This window comes from Rhizobium sp. BK619, from assembly GCF_014195245.1.
Lineage (GTDB): Bacteria > Pseudomonadota > Alphaproteobacteria > Rhizobiales > Rhizobiaceae > Rhizobium > Rhizobium acidisoli.
The window spans coordinates 424,390-437,608 of the sequence record NZ_JACIBH010000001.1; the positions used below are offsets into that span (position 1 = coordinate 424,390).

A 13,219-nucleotide genomic window follows, 5' to 3' on the forward strand; every position below is an offset into this window, starting at 1 on the left:
CTTACCGGTAACACCACGAAACGCGAAAGTCAATGAGAACACGGCAGCGCAAAGTGGAACACGGGCGACCGCCCACGAAAGGAGGACAAGCCATGAGAAAGACCAGAGACGACCTGACGATATCCGAAGCCCTTCGCGACCCCCTGATCGCCATGGTGATGCGCGCCGACGGCGTGAAGCTTGAAGATTTCAAGCAACTCCTGGAGACGGCCGCCGGCAAACGCGAACCGCGCTCGACGCCGGTCGGCAACATCATCGGGGCGATCGCAAGCCGCGCCAATCTGCCGGCGATGCCCTGCTTCGGCTGAACACGCCGCCTGAACATTTCGGGGGATCTCTCCCTGCCCCCGTCAAGGGCTGTCGTCAGAAAGAGGCGGCGGCCCTTGCTGCTTGATCATAATGGCCGGAAAGCGCCCTGAGCGTCGCCGCCACCGCCGATGCCGCCGCGGCATCGAGCCCCAGCCCCTTGACCGATTCCACCAGCAGCGCTTCGCGCACCGCCCGATATTTCAGGCAGATTTCCAAGCCCTTTTCGGTGGCGGCGATCAGCTTCTCCTTGCCCGCCCGCGTGCTTTTCACGAGGCCGCGCTTTTCCAGCTTCTTGATCGCATAAATCACCAGATGCGTATCCTCGACGCCGAGCACGCTGCAGAGATCGCCGAGCCGCTTCGGCCGCTGCCGGTGCGCCACCGAATGCAACACCAGCACGTCGATCGGGGCACATCCAGGCTCGCCAGCCGCCGTCATGCAGCGTACCATCCAGCGGTCGAAGGCATTGCCGGCGAGGATAAGGCCGAACTCCAGCTCCGAGAGAGCCGGAAGCGCGCCATCGGCCAGATGTGCGGAGGAGACGATCGGCCCGATTTCCGCTTGTCTTCCACGCCCATCCGCCATGTCCACTCTCCATGATCCGAGGGCAAACGTTGACATTTTATCGATAAATCGTCAATAAATTTTCAGTTCAACAGGAGGCCGGACGATGGGCGGACAGTGGGATTTCTGGATCGATCGCGGCGGCACCTTCACCGATATCGTCGCACGCCGTCCCGACGGTGCGCTGATCGCCCACAAGCTGCTTTCGGAAAATCCGGAAGCCTATCGCGACCCGGCCGTGCACGGCATTCGCGAACTGCTCGGGCTCAAGGCCGGTGACCCAGTCCCTTCCGAGCGCATCGGCGCGGTCAAGATGGGAACGACGGTCGCCACCAATGCCCTTCTGGAACGCAAGGGCGATCCGACCCTCCTGGTGACGACCAAAGGTTTCCGCGATGCGCTGGAGATCGGTTACCAGGCCCGCGCCGATATCTTCGCCAAGAAGATCATCAAGCCGGAACTACTCTATGCCGGCGTCGTCGAGGCCGACGAGCGCGTGCTGGCCGACGGCACGGTGGAACGTCCGCTCGACGAGGATAGGCTGCGACGAGCGCTCGAAACCGCCTATGCCGAGGGGCTGCGCGCCGTCGCCATCGTCTTCATGCACGCCTACCGCTATCCCGAGCATGAGCAGCGGGCCGCCGCCATTGCGCGCGAGATCGGCTTCACCCAGATCTCTCCCTCGCACGTCGTTTCCCCGCTGATCAAGCTCGTCGGCCGCGGCGACACCGCCGTCGTCGATGCCTACCTGTCTCCGGTTCTCCGGCGCTATGTCGATCGGGTCGCCACCGAACTCGGCGCCGTCGAGGGACAAGGCCCGAAGCTGATGTTCATGCAGTCCTCCGGCGGGCTGACCGACGCGCATCTGTTCCAGGGCAAGGACGCGATCCTCTCGGGCCCCGCCGGCGGCGTGGTCGGCGCGGTCGAGGTGTCGCGCATTGCCGGCTTCGGCCAAATGATCGGCTTCGACATGGGCGGCACTTCGACGGATGTGTCGCATTACGATGGTGAACTGGAGCGCGCCTTCGAGACCGAAGTCGCCGGCGTACGCATGCGCGCGCCGATGATGAAGATCCACACGGTGGCCGCCGGCGGCGGTTCGATCCTGAGCTTTGACGGTTCGCGCTTCCGCGTCGGCCCTGAATCGGCCGGCGCCACGCCCGGCCCGAAATCCTATCGCCGCGGCGGCCCGCTCACCGTCACCGACGCCAACATCATGACCGGCAAGCTGCTGCCGGAATTCTTCCCGGCGATCTTCGGCCCGGGACAAGACCAGCCGCTCGATGCCGAGGCGGTGCACGCCGCCTTTGCCGAGATGGCAAAGACGATCGGCGGCGGCCGGACGGCTGAGGACGCCGCCGACGGTTTCCTCGCCATCGCCGTCGAGAACATGGCCAATGCCATCAAGAAGATCTCGGTTCAGCGCGGTTATGACGTTTCGGGCTATGCGCTCACCTGTTTCGGCGGCGCCGGCGGCCAGCATGCCTGCCTCGTCGCCGACAGCCTCGGCATGAAAAGAGTGCTGATCCACCCCTTCTCCGGCATCCTTTCGGCCTATGGCATGGGCCTCGCCGATATCCGCGCCACCCGCCAGCGCGCGGTGCTGACGGAACTCGCTACGGCGTTGGTGACGATCGGCGAGATCAGGGCCGGGTTGGAGGCGGAGGTGCGCGAGGAGTTGACGCTGCAAGGCGTCGAGGCCGCCGGCATGGAGGTCGTCACCCGCCTGCACCTGCAATATAAGGGCACCGACACCGCCCTGCCCGTCGCCTTCGGGCCACAGGAAGAGATGGTGCAAGCCTTTGTCGTCGCCCATAAGAAGCAGTTCGGCTTCATCTTCGAAGACCGGCCCGTTGTCGTCGATTCCATCGAAGTCGAGGGCATCGGCGGCGGCGCCGATATCGAGGAGACTTATAGGGAGGCGAAAATCTTCGAGCCGGAAGTGCTGCGCACGACCCGCTTCTATTCCGGCGGAACATGGCAGGACGCCGGAATTTTCAAGCGCGAAGCGCTGAAACCCGGCGCCATCCTCAAAGGGCCTGCCCTCATCATCGAAGCGCATCAGACGATCGTCGTCGAAGCCGGCTGGCAGGCGCGGCTCACCGGCCACGATCATATCGTCCTCACCCGCGAGATCCCGCTTGCCCGCCATGCCGCGATCGGCACCAGCGCCGATCCGGTCATGCTCGAAGTCTTCAACAATCTGTTCATGGCGATCGCCGAGCAGATGGGCGTGACGCTGCAGAACACCGCGCATTCGGTCAATATCAAGGAACGGCTCGATTTCTCCTGCGCCGTCTTCGACCGCACCGGCGCGCTCGTCGCCAACGCGCCGCATATGCCCGTGCATCTCGGCTCGATGGACCGTTCGGTCGAAACCATCATCCGCCTCAACGAAGACCGTATCCTCCCGGGCGACGTCTTTGCGCTCAACGCGCCTTATAATGGCGGCACACATCTGCCCGACATCACCGTCGTCACCCCTGTTTTCGACGATGCCGGAGAGGTGATCCTGTTTTACGTCGCCTCGCGTGGCCATCATGCCGATATCGGCGGCAAGGCGCCGGGCTCGATGACGCCGCGGGCAACGAAGGTCGACGAGGAAGGCGTGCTGATCGACAATTTCCTGCTGGTCGACAAGGGCCGTTTCCGCGAGGCGGACTTCGCGGCGATGCTGCAGGATCATCCCTACCCCGCCCGCAATCCGGCCCAGAACCTCGCCGACGTGAAGGCGCAGATCGCCGCCAACGAAAAGGGCGTGCAGGAGTTGCGCAAGATGGTTTCCCATTTCGGGCTCGACGTCGTCGAAGCCTATATGGGCCATGTGCAGGACAATGCCGAGGAAAGTGTGCGCCGGGTGATCGCCCGCCTCAGCGACAGCGAATTTACCTATCCCACCGATCAGGGCGCCGTCATCAAGGTGAAGATCACCGTCGACAGGCAGGCACGTGAGGCGACGGTCGATTTCACCGGCACGAGCGCGCAGCAGCCGACCAATTTCAATGCGCCGGAACCGGTGACACGCGCCGCCGTGCTCTATGTCTTCCGCGTCATGGTCGAGCAGCCAATCCCGATGAATGCCGGCTGCCTGCGGCCGATCCGGATCATCGTGCCAGACGGGTCGATGCTGCGCCCGGCCTATCCGGCTGCCGTCGTCGCCGGCAATGTCGAGACCAGCCAGCATGTCACGAATGCGCTGTTCGGAGCACTCGGAACGCTCGCGGCAGCCCAGGGCTCGATGAACAACCTGACCTTCGGCAACGCTGCCTATCAATATTACGAGACGATCTGCGCCGGCGGCCCCGCCGGTCTGCTCAACGACGGCACCGGCTTCAGCGGCGCCGACGGCGTGCACGCGCATATGACCAATTCGCGGCTGACCGATCCCGAAGTGCTGGAATTCCGTTTTCCCGTCGTGCTCGAAGATTTCCACATCCGCCGCGGTTCCGGCGGCAAGGGACAATATAGTTCCGGCGGCGGAACCGAGCGCACCATCCGCTTTCTTGAGATGATGGATTGCAGCATTCTCTCCTCGCATCGCACGATCCGGCCTTTCGGCCTTTTCGGCGGAGAAGACGGGCAGCTGGGGAAAACCGAAATCCGCCGCGCCGACGGCACCGTCGAAAGGCTTGAGGGCTGCGACCAGGCAATGCTCGCCGCCGGCGACGCCGTGATCGTCACGACGCCGACCGGCGGTGGCTACGGCAGGCCGGACTGAAACGTGTCGCGACTTTGATCGATCCGCTTCAGCTCCTTGTTTCACGCATGTCTTTAACCCCGAACCGCCAATCCCGGGCGACTTGCGTCAAAGGATCGGCTTGCCGCCAGTGACCGCGATTGTCGTGCCGGAGACATAGCTCGACAAGGGATCGGCCAGCATCACATAGGCTGTCGCCAGCTCGGCCGGCTGGCCCGGCCGTTTCATCGGTACCTGTTTGCCAAAATTGCTGACGCTTTCCTCAGGCAGCGTCGAGGGAATGAGCGGCGTCCAGATCGGCCCCGGCGCCACGGCATTGGCTCGGATGCCCTTCTCGGCCAGAAGCTGGGCAAGGCCGGCGGTGAAATTCTGGATCGCACCCTTGGTCGTCGCATAGGCGAGCAGCGTCGGGTTCGGACTGTCCGAATTGATCGAGGCGGTGTTGATGATTGAGCTGCCGGGTTTCATATGGGGAACGGCCGCCTTGGTCAGGTAGAACATCGCATGGATATTGACCTTGAAGGTCAGTTCCCACTCCTCGTCGCTGATTTCGTCGATGCTTTTAAAGCTCGCCTGATGGGCGGCATTGTTGACGAGAATGTCGATACCGCCAAGCTCCTTGACCGCCGTCTCGACGATCTGCCGGCACAGAGCCGGATCCTGGATATCGCCGCTGACCAGCACGGCCTTGCGACCGGCCTCCTCGACCAGCCGCTTCGTCTCGTCGGCATCCTCATCCTCGTCGAGATAGGAAATTACGATATCGGCGCCTTCCCTGGCATAAGCGATTGCCACCGCCCGGCCGATGCCGCTATCGCCGCCGGTGATGATCGCCCGCTTGCCCTTCAGCCGTTCGGAACCGCGATAGGTTTTTTCGCCATGGTCGGGAACCGGGTCCATCTGCGCGGTAAAACCGGGCATCGGCTGTTTCTGGGATGGGAAAGGCGGTGTCGGATAATTCGTCATCATGACCTCCTGGGTTCAGGGTCAAACTCAGGCTGCGGTTTGTTGTTCCAAGTTTTTGATGGAGTTCTTTCCGAGCGGGCACACCGTACAGAGAATGATCCCGCTTCCGCATTCCTCCGCACGATCAACCTACAAAATGTTGCGATTTGCCACAGCGACCGCTATGCCATAGTAATGTAACATGATCGCAGTTTAACGAGGTGCGTGGAATTGGACGGAAAGACATCACCCGCAGTTTACACCGAAGATGAGAGCCATGCCGACGAAGCCGCCGGCAAGGGTGCGCGCCGCGCGCGCGTCAGCGGCATCGACCGTGCGCTTCAGGTGATCGATCATCTCTACGAGACCGGCTCGCCCGCCGGCGTCTATGCCATCGCCAAGGCGGTGAAGGCGCCGCTGTCGACCGTTTACGTCATCGTCGACGATCTGGTCGAGAAGAATATGCTGACGCGTCAGGCGGACGGCTCGATCTGGCTCGGTGCCCGGCTCTATCACTATGGCCTCGCCTATGCCCGGTCGCTGGATTTCATGAGCATCGCCACCCACGAAATGCACGACCTCTGCCGCCAGGCCGGCGAAACCGTGCAGGTCTGCGGCCGCGACGGCGACTATATGCTGGTGCTTGCCATGGCCGACGGCCCGAGCCACTTCCAGGTGGCCTCGCGCGTCGGCACCCGCGTGCCGCTGAACTGGACGGCGTCCGGCCGTCTGCTCGTCGGCCATCTGCCCGAGGAGGAGCGCATCGAACTGTTTAAACGCTGCGCCCGCTCCTCACCGACCGGCCGCGCCGAGATCGATCCCGGCACGCTGTCGGAATCGGCCGGTAAGGCCTTCGAAGCGCGCCTGTCGATCCAGGCGGGGGAATCCGATTATGCGGTTGCCTGCATCGCCTCGCCGATCTGCGACCGCGACGGCCAGTGCGTCGCCACCATTTCCATCGTGCTGCCGGAACAGAAGGCTTTTTCCGACGAGAACCACTATACCGCGCATGTGCGCAGTTCGGCGGAGCGGATCGAAAAGCTGATGGGCTGGCGCAACCGCTGAGGCATTTCTCGGTCGCCGAACCAAGCCCGGCGGCGATCCTACCGGTAGGAATAGCCATGGCTGTGACGCATCAGCTTGCGCGCCCGTGGCACGTAGCGGCTGGCGGCAACGGCATCGGCGCCCATCACCGCGTAACGCGGCTCGAACAGTTTGTTCAAGACCGAGACGTCGCCGTTGGAATCCGTCGCCTCGAGCTCGGAATCGACGAGGTCGAAAATGGTGAATTCGGCCTGCGCGCCGGCCGCAAGCCGGTTCTCCATCGGCAGCTTGATGACCGACGCCGGTGCGTGGGTGACGGCGTCGACCACCTTGTCGAAGGGCATGCCGACGCTGAGCAGCTTCGACATCGTCGTGGCCAGGTCCCAGACCGGAAAATTCATCGAATGGCCGTGGAGGTCGGTCGAGATCGAGTACGGCAGCAGCCCGCGCGCAATTGCCGCTTCCGCTACCTTGAAGGAGAAGGAGGCGCCGCCATGGCCGATGTCGAGGCGAATGCCCTCGGAGGCGCAGCGCTCGGCGAGATTAAAGAGATCCTCGTCCTCCATGATGCTCGAACCCGCCTTGCCGTTGAAGCAGTGGGTGACGACATCGCCGGGACCAAGAATCTCCAGCACTTCGTCATAGAGCGCCGGCGGTTCGCCGACATGCACCATCATCGGCACTTTCAGGATCTTGGCGATCTTCTTGCCGAGTTTGACAGGGGTGACGCCCCAGGAGCCAGTGATGACATGGCTGGCGCGCACCTTGATGCCGACGATGTGCTCGCTGTTTTCGGCGTAGACTTCAAGGATGCGGTCGAGATCGATATCTCTGATATCCCTGAGTTCGGCGACACGGTTGCAGGCGACGAGGCCGATCGAGCCGAGGTTCAGGAAGGCCTTGATGCGCTCGCGCGAGGGCTCGATGATATATTCGCGGAAGCCGTGGAAATTCGCCTCACCGGCCGAACCGGCATCGACCAGCGTCGTGACGCCGCGCTCGAGACCGCATTCGGAGGGACGAATGGAAATGTCGGTGCCGCCATGCCAGATATGCACATGCAGGTCGATCCAGCCCGGCGAGACGAAGGCGCCCTTGCCGTCGATGCGGGTCACATCCTCAGAAACGGCAAGCGCCGGACCGATCCTTGCGATCCTGCCGTCGCCATCGACGAGAATGTCGACGGGCCCTTCCGGCGTCCCCGCACCGAAAGCCATCGGTTTCACATTGGTGAGGAGGAGCGGCTTCTTCGCCTGGTTGCCGGGCATGCTCATATCGCGTCATTCCACAGTTATGTTATGTAAATCTCTATAATAGAATAAGGCTGGGGGTGCGCCTGTCAAGGAAAATGACGCGACAGGGCGGCCGCGAAAATGCTGGCGAAGGCGCGCCAATCTGAAGCGCGCCTCCTGAAAGAGCAAACCGGATCGTCGTCTGTTTCAGCTGGAAAGCACGGAATAGTCGACGTGTTCGAGATAATCCGGATCGGCGAAGGCGTCGATCACCGTCACCTTCCCATCGACGATAGTCAGCGTCACGACGACGCGCAGTTCGCCCTTGATGCGGACGATGAATCCGACTTCGCCGTCGACGAGCGCGGCTTCCGCCGCCTGTGCCCGGCCCTTGAACAGCTCTGCGACCTCGGACGCGCCGCGCCTTCCGCCAAATGGACCGAATCGCGCTGCGGTCGCATCCGGCCGGAAGGCAACATCGGGGGCAAGCACGGCAAGCAAGGCCTCGAGATCGCCGTTGCGCGATGCCGTCAGGAAGGCTTCCGCGATCGTCCGCTTGCGGTGGAAATCGACATCGGGCGCCTCGTCCGTGCCCTGCACGCGGCGGCGGGCGCGGCTTGCGAGCTGCCGGGCGGCGGCGGACGTGCGGCCGATGATCGGCGCGATCTCGTCAAAAGGCAGATCGAACATGTCATGCAGCACGAAGGCGACCCGCTCGGCCGGCGCCAGCGTCTGCAGCACGACGAGCAAGGCCACGCCGACCGATTCGGCGAAGGCCGCATCGCGCTCCGGATCGTGTGCCGGATCGGCAATCGCGGCATGGACCGGCATCTCCAGCGGCTGCTCGCGCCGGGTCTTGCGGGCCCGCAGCATGTCGAGGCAGATGCGCGCCACCACCGTCGTCAGCCAGCCGCCGAGATTGCCGATGTCAGTCGTATCCGGGCGGTTGAGCCGCAGCCAGGCCTCCTGGACGGCGTCTTCAGCCTCGCTGCGCGAGCCGAGCATGCGATAGGCCGCCGCCCGCAGATGCGCCCGGTTCGCCTCGAATTGATCGGCCAGCCATTTTTTCTCGTTCATCCGTCACATTCCTTCGCTGCGTTCCGTCAAGGCCATGACGAATGAAACCCGGCCGGTGTGACAGCGCCGGCGGATCGTCGAAGAGCAAATGCATCAAGGAGATATATCATGCAGGAAAAATTGGTCATGCAGGAGAGAATGGGAAATCCCGCCCTGGTGCTTCCCGCCGCCATGCAGGCGCTGACGGCGCTTGCGAAGGTGCCGGCCGAGGCTGGCCTTTCGCCGAAGCTGCTGGAACTTGTCAATCTGCGCGCCAGCCAGATCAACGGCTGCAGCGTCTGCATCGACGGTCATCCGCGCATCGCCAAGAAGCTCGGCGAGACCGATGAAAGGCTGTTTGCCGTCAGCGCCTGGCGCGACACGCCCTATTTCAGCGGTGCCGAGCGGGCAGCCCTTGCGCTGACCGAGGCCGTGACCCGCACCAGCGACCGGTCCGACCCCGTGCCCGACGAGATCTGGGACGAGGCGACCCGGCACTATGACGGCAAGAGCCTTGCGGCCCTCGTCATCGCCATCGCCAATATCAATGTCTGGAACCGGCTGAACATCGCCACCCGGCAGATCGCCGGCGCCTGGAAGCCGTAAACGCGGTTGCCGGCAGCGAGTAACCCCTACGCTGCCGGCGACTGAAGTTCAGATGATACCGCCGCCGCCGGCAACCGAAGCCGGGCGCTCGGCCGCGATCTTCTTGCGGTAGCCGCTGGCGCGATAGGCGGCGATCGGGTCGATCGCTCCGCCGGCCCTGCGCCGGGCTTCGGCCAGGATCGGCTCGACGTCGGCGCGATAGGCGCGCTTCAGCGTTTCCGAAGCCATCAGCGCGTCATTGTCCTGCTGATAACCGTCGAGCGCCTTGCGGTCGACGATCAGCGCCTGCGCATAGGCGCGGCGGATTTCGTTGGCGCTGTTGATCAGGCTCTCGATCGGATCGGTGACGTTGTGCGACTGGTCGATCATATGGGCCGGGTTGAAATCGTTGACCCCACGCTGCTCGGCATCGACCAATTCGTTGAAGACGAGGAACAGCCGATAGGGATCGATCGCGCCGGCATCGAGATCGTCATCGCCATATTTCGAATCGTTGAAGTGGAAGCCGCCGAGCTTGCCGAACTGGATCAGCCGGGCGACGATCATCTCGATATTGGTGTTCGGCGCATGATGGCCGAGATCGACGAGGCAATAGGCCTTGGGGCCGAGCGTCTGGGCGATCAGGTAGTTGGTGCCCCAGTCCTGCACGATCGTCGAATAGAAGGCCGGCTCGTACATCTTGTGCTCGGAGAAGAGCTTCCAATCATCGGGCAGCGCTTTGTAAATATCCGCCATCGAGGCGAGGTAACGCTCGAACGCCTTGGTGAAATTGCTCTGGCCGGGGAAGTTCGAGCCGTCGCCGATCCAGACGGTCAGCGCCTTCGAGCCGAGTGCCTTGCCTATCTCGATGCATTCGAGATTGTGCTCGACCGCCTGCGCCCGCGTCGCCGCGTCGGTGTGGCTGAGCGAGCCGTATTTGTAGGAATGGGCTTGTCCCGGTGCATCGGAGAAAGTGTTCGAATTCATCGCATCGAAGCCGAGGCCGAGCGCATCGCCCCTGGCCTTCAATTGCCTGGCATCCGCCTTGTCCCAGGGAATATGCAGCGAGACATTCGGTGTGGCCTGCGTCAGCTGGTTGATGACGGCGCAATCGTCTAGCTTATCGAAGATGCCGCGCGGCTCGCCCGTGCCGGGAAAGCGGGCAAAGCGCGTGCCGCCGGTGCCGACGCCCCAGGAGGGAACGGCGACGAAAAATTCCGCGACCTTGCGGGTGATTGCTTCGATATCGACGCCGCGGCGGTCAAGGTTCGCACCCAGCGCCTCGTAATCGGCTTTCAGCGCGGTCGCCCGCTTGTCGTTTTCCGTCGCGACCAGATCCTGCGCGATCCTGAACTCGGCCATTTCTACCTCCCGGTTATGCAATTTCTACATTGGGACTGCCGTGGGCCTGCCCCTCATCCGCCTGCCGGCACCTTCTCCCCGTTCGAACGGGGAGAAGGGGATATGCCGCACCATCTCCGTCCCACTCCAACATTTCGTTGGGCAAGTCCCCTCTCCCCGTCACGACGGGGAGAGGGTTAGGGTGAGGGGCAACACATCCGCCGCCAATCAAAAAATCAACGCGTAAAGCTCTGCACGTTGCCGGCATCGACGTTGATGATGTTGCCGGTCGATTTTGCCGAAAGGTCCGATGCGAGGAAATAGATCGCTTCGGCGATATCTTCCGGAAACACGTTGAGTTTCAGCATCGAACGCTTGCGGTAATGTTCCTCGAGATCGTCCACCTCGATCTTCGAGGAGGCGGCGCGCTGCTCGCGCCATTCGCCGCTCCAGATCTTCGAACCGCGCAGCACCGCATCCGGGTTGACGGTATTGACGCGAATGCCGGCATCGGCACCTTCCAGCGCCAGGCAGCGGGCGAGATGGATTTCGGCGGCCTTTGCCGTGCAATAAGCTGCGGCATTCGGCGAAGCCGCGAGACCGTTTTTCGAGGCGACGAAGACGATGTTGCCGCCGAGCGCCTGACGGCGGAACAGACGGAAGGCTTCGCGCGAAACCAGGAAATAGCCGGTCGCCAGAATATCGATATTGCGGTTCCACGTCGCAAGCTCAGTGGCTTCGATCGGCGCGGAGGAGGCAATGCCGGCATTCGAGACGAGGATATCGATGCCGCCGAATTCGACCGAGGCTTCCGCGAAGGAGGCGATCACCGCATCTTCCTTGGTGACGTCGAGCCGGACGCTGCGCACCGCATCGGCGCCAAACTTCTTGACGAAATCGGCCTCGGTGCCCTCAAGCGCCGCCTGGTCGATATCGGCAAGCACCACGCAGGCGCCCTCGCCGACGAGGCGCGCAGCCGTCGCCCGGCCGATGCCGCCGGCGCCGCCGGTGACGAAGGCCACGCGGCCGGCAAGGCTCTTCGGCTTCGGCATGCGCTGCAGCTTAGCCTCTTCAAGCAGCCAGTATTCGATATCGAAGGCTTCCTGCTCCGGCAGGCCCTGATATTCCGAAACCGTCGAGGCGCCGCGCATGACGTTGATGGCGTTGACGTAGAATTCGCTGGCGATGCGGGCCGTCGCCTTGTCGCGGGCGAAGGACAGCATGCCGACGCCGGGAACGAGGAAGATGACTGGATTGGCGTCGCGCATGGCGGGCGAATTGTCATGCTTGCAGTCGTTGTAATAGCGGGCGTAATCGGCGCGATAATCCTCCAGCGCCTGGTCGAGGCCGGCAACGATCGCGTCGACATCCGGCTTGGCGGGATCGAAATCGACGATCAGCGGGCGGATCTTGGTGCGCAGGAAATGATCGGGGCAGCTGGTGCCGAGCGCGCCGAGCGGCCGCAAATCCTTCGAATTGACGAATTCGAGCACGGCGTCCTGATCGTCGAAATGACCGAGCTTGCGTTCCTGCTTGCCGATGCGGCCGCGGATCTCCGGCATCAGCCGGGCAGCAATGGCGCGGCGCTCGGCAACGGGCAGGCTCTCCGTAACGGCGCCGCCGAAAATCGTCTTGCCTTCGGTCTTTTCGGCAAACCAGACGATCGCCTTGTTGATGATATCGAGCGTCAGCTCGTAGCAGGCCTTGGCATCATCAGCCCAGGTAAAGAGACCATGGCTTTCGAGCACGACGCCCTTGGCATTCGGGTTCGCCTTGACGAAGGCTTCGAGATCGAGGCCGAGCTGGAAGCCCGGACGGCGCCAGGGCAGCCAGCCGATCTCGGCCCCGAAGATCTGCTGCGTCAGCTCCCGGGAATTCTTCGAGGCGGCGATCGCGATGATCGCGTCGGGATGCATGTGATCGACATGGGTGAACGGCACGAAGCCGTGCAGCGGCGTGTCGATCGAGGCGGCGCGGGCGTTGAGGTTGAAGGTGCAGTGCGGCAGGAAGCCGACCATGCGATCCTCGTCTTCGACACCCTTATAGATGCCCTTCAGCGCTTCGAGCTTGTCCTGGTAGAGGGTGGCGAAGCCGTCGAGCTTGATCGTGCCGACATCGCCGCCGGAGCCCTTGACCCAGAGCACCTTGACCTTGCCGCCATCCAGCGGATCGGTTTCCATCACCTTCGCCGAGGTGTTGCCGCCGCCGTAATTGGTGATGCGCTTGTCGGCGCCGAGCAGGTTGGAGCGATAGAGCAGCTTGCCGGGCTCATCGAGGCCTGCCGCATATGCATCATCCCACCGGTTATCCAGAAGCCGGACGTTCGCCGCCATATCATCCTCCCATATAGGCTTGTCAGGGGCCGCGATCAGCGCGCCCCTTCGCTCACGGTATCGCGCATCAAAAGTGTGCTTGTCAATCGAAAACGATCAAATTCGATTATGCT

Annotated in this window: 10 protein-coding genes; 4 read left to right on the forward strand and 6 right to left on the reverse strand. The window is 63.1% G+C overall.

Annotated features, from left to right (window positions below):
* The first annotated feature begins 92 nt into the window (after window positions 1-92).
* Window positions 93-308: a hypothetical protein gene (locus FHX14_RS01975; RefSeq protein WP_012555169.1), complete on the forward strand. Its 216-nt coding sequence runs from the start codon at window positions 93-95 to the stop codon at window positions 306-308.
* 55 nt (window positions 309-363) lie between these two features.
* Here the strand turns inward: FHX14_RS01975 and FHX14_RS01980 are convergent, their stop codons facing one another.
* Entirely contained in the window at window positions 364-894 is a 531-nt protein-coding gene (locus FHX14_RS01980; protein ID WP_184375796.1) for a winged helix DNA-binding protein, read from the reverse strand.
* Window positions 895-979: 85 nt separating this feature from the next.
* Here FHX14_RS01980 and FHX14_RS01985 point away from each other — a divergent pair, with 85 nt between their 5' ends.
* The gene (locus tag FHX14_RS01985) at window positions 980-4,591 is read left to right on the forward strand and encodes a hydantoinase B/oxoprolinase family protein (protein WP_184375798.1); all 3,612 of its coding nucleotides are present in this window, start codon (window positions 980-982) and stop codon (window positions 4,589-4,591) included.
* Window positions 4,592-4,678: 87 nt separating this feature from the next.
* On the opposite strand, the gene FHX14_RS01990 is transcribed toward FHX14_RS01985, so the two are convergent.
* Window positions 4,679-5,536 carry an SDR family oxidoreductase gene (locus tag FHX14_RS01990; RefSeq protein WP_003594629.1) on the reverse strand — a complete coding sequence of 286 codons (858 nt, stop codon included), beginning with the start codon at window positions 5,534-5,536 and terminating at the stop codon, window positions 4,679-4,681.
* Between the two features lie 204 nt (window positions 5,537-5,740).
* Here FHX14_RS01990 and FHX14_RS01995 point away from each other — a divergent pair, with 204 nt between their 5' ends.
* Complete coding sequence (locus FHX14_RS01995; RefSeq protein WP_037074329.1) at window positions 5,741-6,580, forward strand: IclR family transcriptional regulator; 840 nt, start codon at window positions 5,741-5,743, stop codon at window positions 6,578-6,580.
* A gap of 38 nt (window positions 6,581-6,618) precedes the next feature.
* Here the strand turns inward: FHX14_RS01995 and FHX14_RS02000 are convergent, their stop codons facing one another.
* A complete protein-coding gene (locus FHX14_RS02000) occupies window positions 6,619-7,827 on the reverse strand; it encodes an amidohydrolase/deacetylase family metallohydrolase (RefSeq protein ID WP_184376248.1) in 1,209 nt (402 codons plus the stop codon).
* 171 nt (window positions 7,828-7,998) lie between these two features.
* Entirely contained in the window at window positions 7,999-8,868 is an 870-nt protein-coding gene (locus tag FHX14_RS02005) for a sigma-70 family RNA polymerase sigma factor (protein ID WP_184375800.1), read from the reverse strand.
* Between the two features lie 126 nt (window positions 8,869-8,994).
* Here FHX14_RS02005 and FHX14_RS02010 point away from each other — a divergent pair, with 126 nt between their 5' ends.
* Window positions 8,995-9,453 carry a carboxymuconolactone decarboxylase family protein gene (locus FHX14_RS02010; protein WP_037074429.1) on the forward strand — a complete coding sequence of 153 codons (459 nt, stop codon included), beginning with the start codon at window positions 8,995-8,997 and terminating at the stop codon, window positions 9,451-9,453.
* Window positions 9,454-9,501: 48 nt separating this feature from the next.
* On the opposite strand, the gene rhaI is transcribed toward FHX14_RS02010, so the two are convergent.
* On the reverse strand, window positions 9,502-10,794 hold the full coding sequence (rhaI, locus tag FHX14_RS02015; protein ID WP_184375802.1) for an L-rhamnose catabolism isomerase: 1,293 nt from the start codon (window positions 10,792-10,794) through the stop codon (window positions 9,502-9,504).
* Window positions 10,795-11,009: 215 nt separating this feature from the next.
* The gene (locus tag FHX14_RS02020; RefSeq protein ID WP_184375806.1) at window positions 11,010-13,106 is read right to left on the reverse strand and encodes a bifunctional rhamnulose-1-phosphate aldolase/short-chain dehydrogenase; all 2,097 of its coding nucleotides are present in this window, start codon (window positions 13,104-13,106) and stop codon (window positions 11,010-11,012) included.
* Window positions 13,107-13,219 lie beyond the last annotated feature (113 nt).